This window comes from Actinomyces marseillensis (assembly GCF_900155605.1).
Lineage (GTDB): Bacteria > Actinomycetota > Actinomycetes > Actinomycetales > Actinomycetaceae > Pauljensenia > Pauljensenia marseillensis.
Genome location: NZ_LT707420.1, coordinates 372,122 through 389,107, shown reverse-complemented (window position 1 = coordinate 389,107; position 16,986 = coordinate 372,122). Strand labels below are relative to the sequence as shown.

Annotated in this window: 11 protein-coding genes, 1 tRNA gene and 1 other RNA gene; 10 read left to right on the top strand and 3 right to left on the bottom strand. The window is 58.3% G+C overall.

Features of this window, described 5'->3' with window-relative positions; genetic code table 11:
* Positions 1-75: 75 nt before the first annotated feature.
* A complete protein-coding gene (locus BQ8011_RS01625; protein ID WP_034501103.1) occupies positions 76-1,443 on the bottom strand; it encodes a uracil-xanthine permease family protein in 1,368 nt (455 codons plus the stop codon).
* A 164-nt stretch (positions 1,444-1,607) separates the two neighbouring features.
* Between BQ8011_RS01625 and BQ8011_RS01620 the strand changes: the two genes are divergently transcribed.
* Positions 1,608-2,090, top strand: coding sequence for a DUF4190 domain-containing protein (locus tag BQ8011_RS01620; RefSeq protein WP_072457824.1), 483 nt, complete (start codon positions 1,608-1,610; stop codon positions 2,088-2,090).
* 116 nt (positions 2,091-2,206) lie between these two features.
* Positions 2,207-2,291: transfer RNA gene (locus BQ8011_RS01615), tRNA-Ser, on the top strand.
* Positions 2,292-2,643: 352 nt separating this feature from the next.
* Here the strand turns inward: BQ8011_RS01615 and BQ8011_RS01610 are convergent.
* Positions 2,644-2,925, bottom strand: coding sequence for a hypothetical protein (locus BQ8011_RS01610; RefSeq protein WP_034501104.1), 282 nt, complete (start codon positions 2,923-2,925; stop codon positions 2,644-2,646).
* A gap of 192 nt (positions 2,926-3,117) precedes the next feature.
* Positions 3,118-3,918, bottom strand: a complete 801-nt coding sequence (locus BQ8011_RS01605; RefSeq protein ID WP_072456965.1) for a hypothetical protein — start codon at positions 3,916-3,918, stop codon at positions 3,118-3,120.
* 187 nt (positions 3,919-4,105) lie between these two features.
* Between BQ8011_RS01605 and ffs the strand changes: the two genes are divergently transcribed.
* From ffs to BQ8011_RS01560, 8 genes are all read left to right on the top strand, one after another.
* Positions 4,106-4,202: signal recognition particle sRNA small type (ffs, locus tag BQ8011_RS01600), an RNA gene on the top strand.
* 250 nt (positions 4,203-4,452) lie between these two features.
* Positions 4,453-10,671 (top strand): SdrD B-like domain-containing protein, encoded by a 6,219-nt coding sequence (locus BQ8011_RS01595; RefSeq protein ID WP_072456963.1) that lies wholly within the window; start codon positions 4,453-4,455, stop codon positions 10,669-10,671.
* Between the two features lie 158 nt (positions 10,672-10,829).
* Positions 10,830-13,478 (top strand): DNA polymerase III subunit gamma and tau, encoded by a 2,649-nt coding sequence (locus BQ8011_RS01590; protein WP_072456961.1) that lies wholly within the window; start codon positions 10,830-10,832, stop codon positions 13,476-13,478.
* Positions 13,479-13,481: 3 nt separating this feature from the next.
* The gene (recR, locus tag BQ8011_RS01585) at positions 13,482-14,078 is read left to right on the top strand and encodes a recombination mediator RecR (RefSeq protein ID WP_072456959.1); all 597 of its coding nucleotides are present in this window, start codon (positions 13,482-13,484) and stop codon (positions 14,076-14,078) included.
* Between the two features lie 31 nt (positions 14,079-14,109).
* Complete coding sequence (locus tag BQ8011_RS01580; RefSeq protein WP_072456957.1) at positions 14,110-14,835, top strand: response regulator transcription factor; 726 nt, start codon at positions 14,110-14,112, stop codon at positions 14,833-14,835.
* Positions 14,836-15,024: 189 nt separating this feature from the next.
* The gene (locus BQ8011_RS01570) at positions 15,025-15,627 is read left to right on the top strand and encodes a hypothetical protein (RefSeq protein WP_077209658.1); all 603 of its coding nucleotides are present in this window, start codon (positions 15,025-15,027) and stop codon (positions 15,625-15,627) included.
* Positions 15,628-15,630: 3 nt separating this feature from the next.
* On the top strand, positions 15,631-16,227 hold the full coding sequence (gene recR, locus BQ8011_RS01565) for a recombination mediator RecR (RefSeq protein WP_072456959.1): 597 nt from the start codon (positions 15,631-15,633) through the stop codon (positions 16,225-16,227).
* Between the two features lie 31 nt (positions 16,228-16,258).
* Entirely contained in the window at positions 16,259-16,984 is a 726-nt protein-coding gene (locus tag BQ8011_RS01560) for a response regulator transcription factor (protein WP_072456957.1), read from the top strand.
* Positions 16,985-16,986: the final 2 nt, after the last annotated feature.

The window sequence follows — 16,986 nt, the reverse complement described above, 5'->3', positions numbered from 1 at the left end:
ATAGGCCGTTGTGGGTAAAAGTCGGGGCCGGGGGTGTCCTTTCGAACACCCCCGGCCCCGAGTAATCAGAGTCGATCAGGCTTGAGTGGAGCGATGCCGTGAAGCGTAGGGTTCGCTCTCGAGTTCGGATCCCGCGGGAGCCGAAGCGGGCGAGGCCTGCTCAAGGTTGGTTCCACGCAGCTTCGAGATGCCGCGCATGCCGTGGTAGACGATGATCGCAGCGCCGGTGCCCAGGGCGATACCGCCGAAGGTCATGCCGCTGATGTCCCAGGTGAAGTCTGCGATTGCGACGATCAGTGCGATAGCAGCGGTGTTGAGGTTGACCGGGTTGGCGAAGTCCACGCGGTTCTGGACCCAGATACGCACGCCGAGCATGCCGATCATGCCGTAGAGAACGGTACCGGCGCCGCCGAGGACACCGGAGGGAATCGTTGCGATGAGCGCACCGAACTTGGGCATGAGGGAGAGCAGGAAGGCGCAGCATGCTGCGACGATGTAGGCAGCCGTCGAGTAGACGCGGGTTGCGGCCATAACGCCGATGTTCTCGGCGTAGGTCGTCGTACCGGAACCGCCGCCCGCACCTGCGAGCATGGTGGAGACACCGTCTGCGAAGAGTGCGCGTCCGGTCAGATCGTCAAGGTTCTCGCCGGTCATTGCGGACACGGACTTCACGTGGCCGACGTTTTCGGCGATGAGGACGAAGACCACGGGGACGAAGAGGCCCAGAGTGGAGACGGAGAAGGAGGGGGTGTGGAATTGCGGCAGACCGAACCATGCGGCCTCGCGAACTGCATCGAACTTGACCTCGTGCTGGAACACTGCAGCAATGTAGCCAATGAGCACGCCGAAGAGGATGGAGAGGCGGCCGATGATGCCCTTGAAGAGGACCGTGATCAAGCAGATCGAGACGATCGTGATGACGGCGGTGATGGGGCCGGTCTTGACCCAGTTCCATGCGGCGGGCGCAAGGTTCAGACCGATGAGGGCGACGATTGCGCCGGTGACGGTCGGGGGCATGATGGCGTCAATCCAGCGCACACCTGCGAAGTGAACGATGATGCCGACAAGAGCCAGGGTTGCGCCGGTGGCAATGATGCCGCCCAGAGCGAAGCTCGGACCGAGATCCTGCATTCCGGAGACGGCCATGATCGGCGAAATTAAAGCGAAGGACGACCCCAAATAACTTGGGAGTCGTCCTGCAGTGATAAGGAAGAAGAGGAGCGTTCCGATTGCCGAGAAGAACAGCGTCGTTGACGGCGGGAATCCGGTGAGCAAGGGAACCAAAAAAGTTGCCCCGAACATTGCAACGACGTGTTGTGCGCCAATTCCAATTGTTCGAGGCCAAGAAAGACGTTCGCCGGGAAGAACTACGTCCCCGGGAGCAATACTGGTGCCATCGCCATGAAGTTTCCAGCGGAAGAATCCAGATTGTGCAACAGACATGCTGTTAAATCTCCGATCAGTTAAAAGGTCTGGGCCGAAACCGGTCGGAACACCATCATAGCCTTCTTTTGCGCTTGAACATAAAACCGCTCGCTATGTGGCGCCTCACATCAGAAGCCCTCGATGTGGCATCCTTGAGGAAGGAAGAACATGAAGGGAGCCTGATGAGTGCATTAAACCCCTATGCTCCCGGCGGGAGTGGGATCAGCGGGCAGGGCGCGGCAGCTGCAAACAGTGCCCCTGGGCAAGCTGGCGTAAACGGTGCCGCAACTCAGGCCGCAACCGTTGGAATTGACGATCCCTATGGTCCAACCCCGCACCTTGAGACTCCAAAGCCCCAGCAGACACAAATGGTCTTTCCGGGTAGCGATGATCCGGCGCTGCTCTACGTATTTTCCTCGCCCGGTTATACCTCACCTAAGCCTCAAGTGAATTCCGTTGCCACTGCTGCCGCATGGTGCGGGTGCTTCTCTTTGCTCTTCATTCCCGCATTTATCGCAGTCATTTTGGGGACGATCGGGCTTGTGCAGTCAACGTCGATGAACGGCGTAGGGCGCAAGGCCGCGACGGGGGCAATTGGTGCTGGCAGCGTCGGCATTGTCTTCTGGGTTTTAGCTTGGATGCTTGCCTTTAGTGGGCTGAAGTAGGAAATTCACGCGCGTGGTATTCCCTATGGTGAGGGATTCCACGCTGGATATTGGCATCAAAATTTCGCGATTTCGGCGAATTCCGCTAGCATTACGAGGTGCGTGTTTCACGCTCCGGAGGATTCGCCTAGTGGCCTATGGCGCACGCTTGGAAAGCGTGTTGGGTGCAAGCCCTCGGGGGTTCGAATCCCCCATCCTCCGCAGTACGTCCCCGGGATCTCAACGGATCCCGGGGTTTTTCCTTTGTTTGCAACGTTTTTGGGCTGTGTGTATTGAAACCGATATATACCGATAGGTACCTTTGGGGGCGCTAAAAGTGGCCCCAATACGCCCCCATCAATTTGAGGTTCGGTTATCTTGCAGAAATTCCCTCCAGGGATCGAGAGGGACACAGTGTGTGAAAAATATAGGGCGAGCGCCTATACCGCGGTGAAGAGATCTAGTGTCCTTCCATGCGGATCGGGTATAAGAAAACCCGTTCCTGCGCAGGTGCGGGAGGCATGAGAAAACCCCGCTCGCAAGTCGCGGCGGGGTTTAGGGTTGCTTCAGTTAGCTATGCAGCAGTATTGGCATTTTGCGCTGCGAAGCCCGCGCGGAGTTCTTCGAGTTCAAAATCAAAAGCTCCGGCATACTCGTCATTAAAAGCAACGAGCCGCTCAATCCAATCTTGGTTAACTTGCTTGTGCTCGACAAGCGCAGCGACCGCGCCCTCTACGTCCGGGCCGTCGTATTCGAGCATTTCTAAGAAGACAGGAATATACTCACGGTCGCCTAACGCTTCCAAAAGCGCGACCACATCAAGAACAAACTTTGTTGGGGTGTCACGCGATTCCATAGACTAGGTATCCCCTATCTAGTCGCTCTGATGGGATAAATACCCTTAATTTTACCGCGCGGGTTATAGTCTCGAATCAGCGGATCGCTCTCGACTCGCATGCTCGTAATGAGCACGAGCGCATTTGGAAAAAGAAAGACCCCGCCCGCCCGCAGTGTGCGGACGGGCGGAAACTCTATATCGCCTCGGAAATCAGGCGCGACGCTTGCGAGCAGTCACGGCAGTGCCGCCAGCAGTTGCTACAAGAGCGGCGGCAACCAAAATTCCTGATTCGAAACCAGTCTTTGCCAGTGCAGGCTTCTTAGGCGACTGAGTCGTCGGCTGGTCAGGAGCAGGCGTGGTGGGAGCCGTTGTTGAAGGACTCGGGGCAACGGTCGTTGGCGTTGCAGGCTGAGTCGGAGCCGGAGGCTGAGAGGTGGAGGGCGCGGGAGTCGGCGTTGCGGCGATCTGTCGGATCACGATGTCGGTATCGCGACCAACCGCGCGCGCGTCAGCCGGATTGTTCGGGTCCACGGTCTGCGCAGCCTCGTTAAAGCCGAAGACCGACTGGCCGGGAACGATCTCGTAGCCACCGGGAAGCTGGGGGAGAGCGGTTGACGCTGCGCGAGAAGGATCCGTTTGGTCATTGGTATAGACCGTCGAAGCCAAAACTTGACCAGAGGGATCGACCAGACGAATCCGTCCGAGGTGTGAGTACTGAACCTCGCAGACAAAGTGCATGGCAGGATTGTCTGGATCAAAGTTCACGGCAGGCGCGGAGGTCTGCAAGGTGTAAGACCCCGGGACGACGGGGCTGGGTGTTGAGGGGAGCGTCGCAGCGCCAGGGGCGGGCTGGTACTCCTGGCGAGGCTCAAGAATGGTTTCGTTTTCGTCTGCGATGTAGCAGGTGGCGGGGCCCGCGACCTCGGCGGCCTGCGCCGACTGCTGAGCAAAGACGGGTACTGCTGCGACGAAGAGTAGTGCTGTCGCTGCACAAGTCAGTTTGGTTCGCATTGAAATTCCAACCAGCTTTCTACCTATATGTTCAAACGCGGTGATGGGGATGCGCTCATTCGATTCAAGTTTATATCGAGTGGGTGAGCTGGCCAAATATGTGGCTTGGAGGGCTAGGGGAAGCGGGAGGAAGATTGTATTCATTACCACGGGTCGCCGCGAAAGCTCTGCTCCGTGTAGACTGTTCCCGGATCCTCCGTGTGACGGTATCATCCGAACCTCCCCAGGGCAGGAATGCAGCAAGGATAAGGGTGCGCTGCCGGGTACGCGGGGGGTTCTTTTGTATTTGGGCGCCAAAATGGCGGGATTTATCCTGTGTAACTACGCACATGTGGTTACGTAGCGACCTATTTTTGAGACCTCGAAAAACTCATCATTCTTCCAGCTGGAGAGCCAATCTCTTCGCCCTCAACATCCGGGCATTCGCGCAGGTCACTAGTTATTTGTCGATACAAATGTGAATCCGTATATACGTGTCACCTTATTACAAATAGAATCGACCTGATCCATCTCTACCTTCAACAGGAGAACACAGTGCATAACGTCGGTTCGCGCTCTGTCTGGCGCCGCGCCGGTCAGATGTTGTCAGTCTTGATCGTCGCAACCCTCGTGGTTTTTGGACTGGGAAATAACCCCAGCCGCGCCGCAACTCCCGTCCTCAACGTCAGCATTACCCCGGAAAAGACTTCCTACAATTCCGGCGATACCCAGAAGTACACCGTCTCATGGTCGTGTACTTCGGTGACCGAGGACTGCGTGGACTCCGTGATTAAGGTGCGCATTCCCCATGCTGTGAACCAGGCGGGCGATGCCATCGATAAGGCAGTTGCAGCAAACCTTGCAGCAACTGCTGCTTCGGGAACGCCTGCGGTGAGCGCGAATATCACTCCGGGAAGAGCTACCACCGACGCTTACGTTACCTACAACATGGGACGTATTCCCGCGGGTAACTCCTACCAAGCTGTCATCACCTTCGAAATGCCGAACAGCTACACGCCTGATCAGTCGACAGTGTCGCCCGAGGTTTCATTTACTTCGGCAGATACGACAGTGACCGACGATACGAAGGTTACTAACCATGCGGAAACTACTCTTGCTCTGACAAAGAAGAAGCCCACCGCGATCGGTCCAAAGGGTAGCAACGTTACCTATTCCTTGACACCGACGATTACCTCCGGAACGCTTGGTCCGAACCGTGGAAAGCTCGCAGTTGTCAACACGAAGCTGGTCGATAAACTGCCGAGCTGTGCTGTCTACGTCAGCGCAACTTCCCAGGGCTCAACTGATGGATCTGAGTTCACTGGAGCAGAACCGACCTACGACGCAGCGACACACTCCCTTACTTGGGATCTGGGAACGATGGTTCCGAATGTCGTGACTCTGACAATCAACGTCACGCTCAACTACCCGACGACCTGTGCAGATACGACGGTTACCAATACCGCAACCGTTACGGGTAGCCCCTACGGTGATCCCACGAAGACCGCAGCCGCTAATTCCTCGGTCTCGCACGACTTTGCCGACAGGGTCACCTATGGCGGTACCTTCTCCAAGAATGCCCTGCAACAGTTCAAGCGCGGTCAAAACGGCATGTGGCTCTACTGGTACAGCAACACCTCAAACATGCCGATTGTTCTTGAATACACCGACTACCTCAGCTGCGCACTGACCTCGCCAACTGATGGATCAACCGACTGTGCGAACCCTCTGATGTTTGCTCGCGGGGCAGAACTCAACACGACTTCTCCGGTCGAATTCACCTACTGGACCAATAAGGGCAATACGGGCACTCAAACGCTTACCGCCTCGAAGAAGTTCGATTCAACTGTCCTGGCAGCAGACGAATACATCACGAAGTTCCACTACAAGCAGACCCTGAACCCCTCGGAAAACGGACGTTTCATTGTCCAGGGTCAGATCAACGCGAAGACTCCCACGACTGAAGCCGGGGCCGACTACGTTCGTGCCGACACGAATTCAAATGCGTGGAAGGCTGGAACAGATCCCTCGTGGGTTCGCGTCCAGAACTGCGTGACCGACCTGTCGATGAAGTCCGAAGACGGGACTCAGTCCATTGGTATCCCTGCGGATAACCTCTGTGACATCCTCCTGCTTGAGACCTCGCGTCCCTCGTACTACAACGCAAAGTCGACCATTGCGAACTCTCAAGCAGCTCCGGGCCAGGAAGTGACCTTCTCCATCGTTGCCAACAACCGGACGATGTCTGCACCGGCTCAGCCGATCATTGCCGACCTCCTTCCCTGTGGCATGACCTATGTCGAGAACTCGGTTGCGGGTGGACCACGAGGCTTCAACGCAACCGTCGACTCCTCGCGTTGGGTCACGGACGCAAGCGGATGCTCGCGCCAATTGGTGACCGTTACGTGGCCCGGCTTCAAGGGTGTTGACGCTACAGGCGTCACCTTGCGAGGCCTCGTCACCAACAAGATGAAGCCCGGAACCTACACGAACCAGGCATTCATCTCCCCTGCAGAGCGCGAATACCAGAACGCCGATCCTTGCTTCTACTCGGGCACCACCGATATCTACGACATCAATGCCAATGGCTCTGTCACCGATAAGGTCTGCCCCGTAACCTCAGGCATGAGCGTCAACGAGCTGGCTGCAGCAGGCGTCGTCCTTGAGAGCCTCGGCTCAGTCCCCGGCTCGGTGTACATGAAGTACAACGACGGCACCTCACTGATCCGTCAGGGTGAAAACGGCACCTTCCGCATCACCCCGACCAACACCGGTAACGCCAACCTGTCGGATATGACCGTCTACGGCACCCTGCCGCACGTCGGCGACACGGCAGTTCGCACCAGTGCAAGCCGTGGTTCCGAGTGGGCACCCATCATGACCGGACCAATCCAAGTCCAAGCCGGAAATGGAATTGACCCCTCTCAGGTCAGCATCGAGTACTCGACCTCGTACAATCCTTGCCGCGGTGAGGTCATGGAACGCGGAAAGGCCAAGGCGGACGGACCCGCAGGATGCGATAACAACTGGACCTCGAACCCGGCTTCGTGGAGTGACGTCAAGTCCTACCGCATCTACATCAACGGCAAGACCACCCCGATCGAGGGCGGTGCATCGATCCCCCTGATCGTCCCGATCAAGGCTCCCGATAACGCTAATGGCGTGGCCTACGAATCGGTTGCAATCGCAGCAACCCAGGCCTCCTCGAACCAAGCGGTCTTCCCCAGCGAACCCTTCAAGGTCGCTATCGCCTCGGCCTTCGACGTCGCGCTGAACAAGAGCGTCGCCTCCGATGCCTCGGCGCTCTCACCCGGCGATGAAGTAACCTTCCGCGTCGACGCCGCAAACACGGGTCAGGGTTTGTCGGCGAACACCAAGGTTTTGGAGAAACTGCCTGACGGCGTCACCTTCGTGAAGTCCGAATCCTTCATGTGCCCCACCGGCTACGTGTCGGGTACCCCGGACGCGTGCGAGGCCGGCGCCGCTGCAGGCACCTACGATGCGAACAGTGGAGTGTGGACCATTGGCGACCTGACCGCGGGAAGCCACGCCTCGCTGTACGTGACAGTTCGCTTGAACGATGGAACAGATGGCAAGACCATCACCAACAACGTCGAATTCAAGGACCTGCCTCCTTACGACGTCAACCTGAACAACAACAAGGCAAGCACGACGATCACCGTCAAGCACCGCCTCGCGGGTAAGGTCTACTTCGATAAGAACGACTCCTCGTCCTACACCGCCGGTGAAGAGGGCTTCAACGGTGTCACCGTGAACCTTGTGGACGCAGCCGGAGCAGTTGTTGCCACTACCACGACTGACGCGGATGGTAACTACTCATTCGCTAAGCTCGACGCGGGCACCTACACGGTCAAGGTCGTCAAGGATGGGGATCTCGCCAACCTGACTCAGACCGAAGACCCCGATGGCACGAAGGACAATGCCTCCGGTGCAATTACGCTCAACACGGACAACCCCGTTCGTGAGAACGTGAACTTCGGTTACGTGAAGAAGCACGCGATCTCGGGCAACATTTACCAGGATGAAAACCGCGATAAGACGAAGAACGGGGATGACATCAATCTCTCCGGCGTGACTGTCACCCTGGTCGACGGCTCGGGCAACGTTGTTGCAACCACCACCACTGACGCCTCGGGAAATTACAACTTTCCCGGCCTGCTGGACGGTACCTACACGGTCAAGGTGGATACGACGGGCAAGCTCGCTGGCTTCGAGCAGACCGAAGACCCCAGCGGCGCGGCAAACTCGCAGTCCAACCCCATCACCTTCACGCGTAATGATCCCGATGTCACCGATGTGAACTTCGGTTACGCAAAGAATTACACCGTGACGGGTTCGGTCTACTACGACAAGGACCGTAACTCGTCGATGGGTACGGGTGAACAGGGATTTGGCGGGATCACCGTCAACCTGCTGGATAAGGATGGAAACGTCGCCGCCACTACCACGACTGCGGCCGATGGTTCTTACTCCTTTGGCAAGCTTCCTGCAGGAAAGTACTCTGTGGAGGTTGAGCAGTCAGACCTGCTCAAGAAGCTGGAGCAGACCCAGAACTCGACTGCACAGTTCACCCTGAACAACGCCAGCCCTTCCAAGGACAAGGTCGATTTCGGCTTCGCAACCAACTACACCCTCAAGGGCACGATTTACCGCGATGGCAACCGCTCCGAGGCGCTGGATTCCGGCGAGAAGCTCTACCAGGGCGTGGCTGTCGAACTGCTGAACTCGACAGGTAACGTTGTGGCCACCACGACCACCGACGCGCAGGGCGCGTACAAGTTCCAGAACTTGGAAGCGGGCGACTACAAGGTCCGCGTTGTCAAGGATGGAGCGTTGGCTGACCTGGTACAGACCGAGGATCCGGATGGAACCGCGGACAATACCTCTGGCGTGTACACGCTCAAGCTTGAGGATCCGATCCACGAGAACATCAACTTCGGTTACGTTTCCAACAACACTATTGAGGGAAGCGTCTACCGCGATGACTCGCGCAACGGTAGCCAGAACGGCAACGAGCCGGGCTACACCGGAGTCACCGTTCAGCTGCTGGATAAGGACGGCACCGTCATCTCTACCGTGACGACCGATGCCAACGGCCACTACTCCTTCTCCAACCTGCCCGATGGGGAATACTCCATCAAGGTTGTGAAGGATGGTGCGCTTGCGGATACCGAGCAGACCGAAGACCCCGACGCAACCAAGGACAACGCCTCGGAAAAGATCACTCTGAACGAGGCCAACCCGAAGAAGTCCGGTGTGAACTTCGGTTACGTTCCGGACTACTCGATCGCCGGTAACATCTACCGCGATTCGAACCGCTCCGAATCCAAGGACGCAAGCGAAACCGTCTTCCAGGGTGTCACCGTCAACCTGGTTGATGCCTCGGGCAACATCGTTGCAACGACCACGACCGACGCTGACGGAAACTACTCCTTCTCCAATCTGCCTGCCGGTGACTACACCGTGAAGGTCGTCAAGGATGGCGCCATCAAGGATATGGACCAGACTGAGGACCCTGATGGTACGAAGGACAATGCTTCTGGCAAGATTTCGATCGGTGCGGACAACCCGACCCAGACCGGTGTGAACTTCGGATACAACCCGAACAACATCATCAAGGGTTCGGTCTACCGCGACGATAACCGTTCCTCTTCCCTGAACTCCGGCGAGGAGGGCTACGAAGGCCAGACCGTCCAGCTGCTGGATGAAAACGGCAACGTCATTGCGACGACTCAGACCGGCGCGGATGGCAGCTACTCCTTCGAGCACCTGGCCGATGGCACCTACTCGGTGAAGGTTGTCAAGGACGGCGCCCTTGCGGATACCGAGCAGACCGAGGACCCGGATGGTACGAAGGACAATGCCTCCGAGCCCATTACCCTGGATCCGACCCAGAGCGTGAAGGAAGGCGTTAATTTCGGTTACGTTCCGGATTACTCGCTCTCCGGCACGATTTACCGCGATGGAAACCGCAGTGCCTCCCATGATTCCACCGAGAATCCCTACGCGGGTGTCACCGTGAACCTGCTGGATTCGGCGGGCAATGTTGTGGCGACCACAACGACGGATGCCAACGGCGCCTACAGCTTCTCCAAGCTGCCCGCCGGTGACTACCGCGTCAAGGTTGATACGACCGGAACGCTCAAGGGCCTGGACCAGACTGAGGATCCCGACGGCGTCGCGGATTCGACCTCTGGAACGATCTCCCTGAACAACGCGAACCGCACTCAGAGTGGTGTGAACTTCGGTTACATCGAGAACAACTCGATCAGCGGCACGATCTTCCGTGACGAGGCCCGCAACGGCGTCAAGGATCCCAGCGATCCCGGCTTCCCCTCGGTCAAGGTGACCTTGCTCGATGAGAACGGAAACGTCGTGGAGACCACCACCACGGATTCCAACGGCGCGTACAAGTTCTCGCACCTGCCCGATGGCAAGTACCGCGTGAAGGTTGATACGACCGGTGTCTTGAACGGCCTCGAGGTCACTCTTGATCCCGATACGCTCAAGGATTCTCAGTCCGAGCTGATCGAGCTTGGTGAGTCGAACCCGACCGTTGAGAACGTCGACTTCGGATACATGGAGAAGGAAGTTCCTCCGGCTCCGCAGCCCCCGAAGCAGCCGAACCCGAAGGCTGTGCCCTCGAAGTTGGCGCGTACCGGCGCTGAGTCCGGGGTCCTGGGTGTGGGTGTTGCCGCACTGATCGCCGGTGGCGTGCTCCTTATCCTCCGTCGCCGAGGCCGCATCTCCTAATGCGCGTTGCCGCCGCTGAGTCGACGGCATAGACGTGAGTCGGTGGAGGTCCAAGTGGGAAACTACTTGGGCCTCCACTTTTATGATTTTTGCGGTGTTCTTGCGGCTTGGGGCGAAAACAGGACGCAAATGAGCGCGCGGGGCCGTAAAGTTCAAGTGTGACGACAGCTCTTTATCGCCGGTACAGGCCCGATACCTTCGAACAGGTCATCGGTCAGGAACACGTGACCGAACCTCTTCGCGCGGCTCTTCGCGCCCACAGGGTGAATCATGCGTACTTGTTTTCTGGCCCTCGTGGGTGTGGCAAGACAACCTCTGCGCGTATTTTGGCGCGCTGCCTGAACTGCGCTGAAGGCCCAACGGACACTCCCTGCGGCCAGTGTGAGTCCTGTCGTGAACTGGCTACTGGTGGCCCGGGTTCGCTCGATGTTGTTGAAATCGACGCCGCCTCCCACGGTGGTGTGGATGACGCCCGTGACCTACGTGAGCGCGCCACTTTTGCACCGGTGCGTGACCGCTACAAGGTCTTCATCATCGACGAAGCCCACATGGTCAGCCCCCAGGGCTTCAATGCTCTGCTCAAGCTCGTGGAAGAGCCGCCCGAGCACGTGAAGTTCATCTTCGCAACGACCGAACCTGAACGAGTGATCGGAACCATTCGTTCCCGCACGCATCACTATCCTTTCCGCCTGGTACCACCGGATATCTTGGAGCCCTATCTGCACACCCTGTGCGATGAGGAGAACATCCGCGTCGGTGAAGGTGTTTTGCCTCTGGTTATTCGCGCCGGTGGCGGTTCTGTACGTGACTCGCTATCCGTGCTGGATCAGCTCATGGCCGGTGCTATCGAGGGTGAAATCGCGTATAAGACCGCGGTTGCACTGCTTGGTTACACGGATACCGCGCTTTTGGATGAGAGCGTTGATGCTCTTGCCGGTGGTGATGGAAGCGCAGCGTATCGCGTCATTGAAAAGATGGTGTCCTCGGGGCATGATCCGCGTCGTTTTGTTGAGGATTTCCTCCAACGTCTGCGCGACCTGCTGATCATCGCTGTTGCGGGTGACGGCGCCAGTGATGTTCTGGTTGGTACCCCACGCGATCAATTTGAACGCATGAGCATCCAGGCAAAGAACTGGGGGACTCAGGCGCTCTCGCGCGCCGCTGATCTGACCGATCAGGCTTTGCGTTCTATGACGGGTGCAACCTCGCCCAGGCTTCAACTTGAACTCTTGATCGGCCGGATCTTGGTACCCGCCCCAAGCGCACACTCTGATGCCGGATACGTTGCTTCCGCGCAAGGGCAGCCTGGTGGTGGGTCTGGTTCGCTTTCTGGCGGAGTTGGCCTCGTTGGGGGAGGGGCGCCTGCAGAAAAGCCTGCGGGTGCGGGTTCTTTCGGTGCTCGCCAAGCGCGGGAGGCCTTGGCTCGAAAGAAGGCCGAAAAGAGTGGGGAGCAGGACGTTCCTCAGGATCAGCCGCAGACTCAGATTCAGCCGCAGTCTGTTCCCGAAGCTCGCGCGGAATCCCCTGCTTCTTCCGGTGGCTGGGAAGTTGCCCAGCCGGCGCAGCGTGGGGGAGACGGCCCTGCGCCTCAGGCAGCGCAGCGTCAGGCCGAACAGAATGCTCCGGTTCCCCAGCAGCGCTCGCCCAAGCATGATTCGGATCAGCCCGAGGCCCCCGCACAGGCCTCTACGCCCACCCCCGCCACTACTCCAACAGCGGCCCCGAGCCGCCCTGCTGGAGGAGCAGCAGGTGCTGACCTCATCCGCCAGCGTTGGGGCGATGTCGTTGAACGCCTCGCGACCCACAGCAGGGTTGTGTGGAGTTTGCTCTCGCAAAATGGACAATTGGGCGCCATTGACGGGGACCAATTGGTACTGCTCTTCCCCAGTCAGGGAATGGTTGCCAGCTTCACCAATGGCGGCAAAGCCCAAATCGTTGAAGAAACAATCTATGACGTTCTCGGTATTCGCCTGAATGTCAGTGCACAGGTTGGACAAGCAGGTGGCGGCCCGGCGGTTTCAACGCCTTCAGCCAACGCGCATGCCGCAGCTACGCCGCCCACGCAGGGAACTGGCCAGCAGTCGGCACCCCAGCGCGGCGGGCAGCGCCGCGAAGTTGAGCATCGCGCCGAGGCCCCACAGGAAGCCTCCGTTTGGCAGGTTGCAACGCCTCCGGACGCTTCGGGAAACGCACCCACGCAGGGATTGCGTGTTCCAGCTCAGCCGATTGACGCAACGCAGCCCTATGACCCGCAGTCGCCCGCGTCTTACGATTGGCGCACCCAGGAGCCGCCCCCTTTTGATCCCGGCGAAGAAACCGATGAAGACGGCGACGCAAAACTCGAAGCGCCTGCTGCCTCGCAGCACGTGTCACAGCCAACGTCACAGCCAGCGGCCCCTCAGGACAGTGCACTCGACCAGCCTGAAGACGACGAAGACGAATCAGAGTCTTTCGAGCCGACCGCGGGATGGAGCGAGGCGGTCATTCAGCCGCCCAGTTTTGATCCCGAAGAAGAGGAATCGGCGCCCCCAGTTCCTGCTTTTGCAGAGGTAACTCCCTTGCCCTCGCAGCACTTTGCTGCGCTTGCCGAGCGCGAGGAAACGGATGAGAGTGACGCGGAAGAGGCCTCGCCGGAAACGGAGGATGAACCCTTCGAAGCGCCCACTGTGTCCGCTGCAGAAGACGATAGCGCCAGCATCGATGATGAGGACATGTCCGAGTCGAATCTCTTCGGGATTCCCGCGGTTTTGGATATTCTGGGCGGAACCATCATTGAACAGAAGGCTGACGACCAGGGAGGGTGGTGACGCGTGTACGAAGGAGCTCTTCAAGATCTCATTGATGAACTTGGCCAGCTTCCCGGGGTTGGGCCAAAGAGCGCACAACGCATGGCTTTGCACCTTCTCGAGGCCGAACCTGAGGACGTCGAGCGCCTGACGACCGCGATCAACGCGGTGCGACACCAGGTCAAGCATTGCTCGGTGTGTGGGAACCTCACCGAAGACGATGAATGCTCGATTTGCCGCGATCCGCGCCGCGATCCCAGCATTATCTGCGTCGTGCAGGAACCGAAGGATATTCAGGCGATTGAGAACTCTCGGGTTTTCCGCGGACGCTATCACGTGCTCGGTGGAGCCATTGACCCGATCCACGGAATTGGCCCTGATCAACTCAGGATTCGCCAGCTCTTGGGGCGTCTCTCTGACGGTGTCGTTCAGGAAATCATCATTGCAACGAACCCGAATATCGAAGGGGAAGCAACGGCCTCGTATCTGGCCAGAACCCTGTCCACCATTGGCGTGACAACAACGCGTCTGGCCATGGGGCTTCCCGTGGGCGGCGACCTCGAATACGCGGATTCCATTACCCTGGGCCGGGCAATGGAAGGCCGACGCAATATGTCCTGAACGTCGACGGAAACTGTGAAAGGATCTCGACGTGAGTACAACAGAGTCCAACTTCATCCGCCCCGATGGGACGCCCGCGCGCATTCTTGTCGTCGACGATGAATCCGTCCTCGCTGAGCTTTTGGGATCGGCCTTGAGGCACCAGGGCTGGGAGACAAAGACCGCAGCCAATGGCTGGGAAGCCTTGGATAAGGCCGATACTTTTGACCCCGATGTCGTCGTCTTGGATATCCAGATGCCCGGCCTTGACGGGATGGAAACTCTGGAACGCCTGCGTAAGCGCAAGCCCCATCTTCCGGTCCTGTTCTTGACGGCTCGTGACGCGGTTGCTGATCGTGTTGCAGGACTGCGCGCTGGTGCCGATGACTATGTGACGAAGCCCTTTGACTTGGATGAAGTTACCGCGCGAATCGACGCCCTGCTTCGCCGGTCTGGAATGGCTTCGGTTACCGCTGAACGTGTTCTGACCGTTGGTGATCTGACCCTGGATGAAGACTCGCATGATGTTGCACGTGGTGGTGAAGCTATCACGCTCACGAACACCGAATTCGAGCTGCTGCGGTACTTCATGGAAAACCCGAACGTTGTCTTGTCGAAGTCGCAGATCCTCGACCGCGTATGGTCCTACGATTTTGGCGGTCAGGCGAACATCGTCGAGCTCTACATTTCGTATTTGCGTAAGAAGATCGACGCTGGGCGTGACCCCATGATTCATACGGTCAGGGGAGCCGGTTATATCCTCAGGCCCGCCTCCTAGGAGCGCCAATGACAAGCTCTGCCCCCCAAGCTTCGAATACCGAATCGCAAGCGCGCGCTCCCAAGCACAGTGCTCCCCAGACAAAGCGCAAGCGATCTCGTCTTCTCACTGTTCGCCTGAGTCGTTTTCTTGCTGCAGCTGTCGCTTTAGCGTTGGTCANACGCTTCGGGAAACGCACCCACGCAGGGATTGCGTGTTCCAGCTCAGCCGATTGACGCAACGCAGCCCTATGACCCGCAGTCGCCCGCGTCTTACGATTGGCGCACCCAGGAGCCGCCCCCTTTTGATCCCGGCGAAGAAACCGATGAAGACGGCGACGCAAAACTCGAAGCGCCTGCTGCCTCGCAGCACGTGTCACAGCCAACGTCACAGCCAGCGGCCCCTCAGGACAGTGCACTCGACCAGCCTGAAGACGACGAAGACGAATCAGAGTCTTTCGAGCCGACCGCGGGATGGAGCGAGGCGGTCATTCAGCCGCCCAGTTTTGATCCCGAAGAAGAGGAATCGGCGCCCCCAGTTCCTGCTTTTGCAGAGGTAACTCCCTTGCCCTCGCAGCACTTTGCTGCGCTTGCCGAGCGCGAGGAAACGGATGAGAGTGACGCGGAAGAGGCCTCGCCGGAAACGGAGGATGAACCCTTCGAAGCGCCCACTGTGTCCGCTGCAGAAGACGATAGCGCCAGCATCGATGATGAGGACATGTCCGAGTCGAATCTCTTCGGGATTCCCGCGGTTTTGGATATTCTGGGCGGAACCATCATTGAACAGAAGGCTGACGACCAGGGAGGGTGGTGACGCGTGTACGAAGGAGCTCTTCAAGATCTCATTGATGAACTTGGCCAGCTTCCCGGGGTTGGGCCAAAGAGCGCACAACGCATGGCTTTGCACCTTCTCGAGGCCGAACCTGAGGACGTCGAGCGCCTGACGACCGCGATCAACGCGGTGCGACACCAGGTCAAGCATTGCTCGGTGTGTGGGAACCTCACCGAAGACGATGAATGCTCGATTTGCCGCGATCCGCGCCGCGATCCCAGCATTATCTGCGTCGTGCAGGAACCGAAGGATATTCAGGCGATTGAGAACTCTCGGGTTTTCCGCGGACGCTATCACGTGCTCGGTGGAGCCATTGACCCGATCCACGGAATTGGCCCTGATCAACTCAGGATTCGCCAGCTCTTGGGGCGTCTCTCTGACGGTGTCGTTCAGGAAATCATCATTGCAACGAACCCGAATATCGAAGGGGAAGCAACGGCCTCGTATCTGGCCAGAACCCTGTCCACCATTGGCGTGACAACAACGCGTCTGGCCATGGGGCTTCCCGTGGGCGGCGACCTCGAATACGCGGATTCCATTACCCTGGGCCGGGCAATGGAAGGCCGACGCAATATGTCCTGAACGTCGACGGAAACTGTGAAAGGATCTCGACGTGAGTACAACAGAGTCCAACTTCATCCGCCCCGATGGGACGCCCGCGCGCATTCTTGTCGTCGACGATGAATCCGTCCTCGCTGAGCTTTTGGGATCGGCCTTGAGGCACCAGGGCTGGGAGACAAAGACCGCAGCCAATGGCTGGGAAGCCTTGGATAAGGCCGATACTTTTGACCCCGATGTCGTCGTCTTGGATATCCAGATGCCCGGCCTTGACGGGATGGAAACTCTGGAACGCCTGCGTAAGCGCAAGCCCCATCTTCCGGTCCTGTTCTTGACGGCTCGTGACGCGGTTGCTGATCGTGTTGCAGGACTGCGCGCTGGTGCCGATGACTATGTGACGAAGCCCTTTGACTTGGATGAAGTTACCGCGCGAATCGACGCCCTGCTTCGCCGGTCTGGAATGGCTTCGGTTACCGCTGAACGTGTTCTGACCGTTGGTGATCTGACCCTGGATGAAGACTCGCATGATGTTGCACGTGGTGGTGAAGCTATCACGCTCACGAACACCGAATTCGAGCTGCTGCGGTACTTCATGGAAAACCCGAACGTTGTCTTGTCGAAGTCGCAGATCCTCGACCGCGTATGGTCCTACGATTTTGGCGGTCAGGCGAACATCGTCGAGCTCTACATTTCGTATTTGCGTAAGAAGATCGACGCTGGGCGTGACCCCATGATTCATACGGTCAGGGGAGCCGGTTATATCCTCAGGCCCGCCTCCTAGGA

What these genes read in the sequence shown, in the direction of transcription:
- BQ8011_RS01625 (WP_034501103.1), bottom strand. Translation starts at nt 1,443, where the DNA reads ATGTCTGTTGCACAATCTGGATTCTTCCGCTGGAAACTTCATGGCGAT.
- BQ8011_RS01620 (WP_072457824.1), top strand. Translation starts at nt 1,608, where the DNA reads ATGAGTGCATTAAACCCCTATGCTCCCGGCGGGAGTGGGATCAGCGGG.
- BQ8011_RS01610 (WP_034501104.1), bottom strand. Translation starts at nt 2,925, where the DNA reads ATGGAATCGCGTGACACCCCAACAAAGTTTGTTCTTGATGTGGTCGCG.
- BQ8011_RS01605 (WP_072456965.1), bottom strand. Translation starts at nt 3,918, where the DNA reads ATGCGAACCAAACTGACTTGTGCAGCGACAGCACTACTCTTCGTCGCA.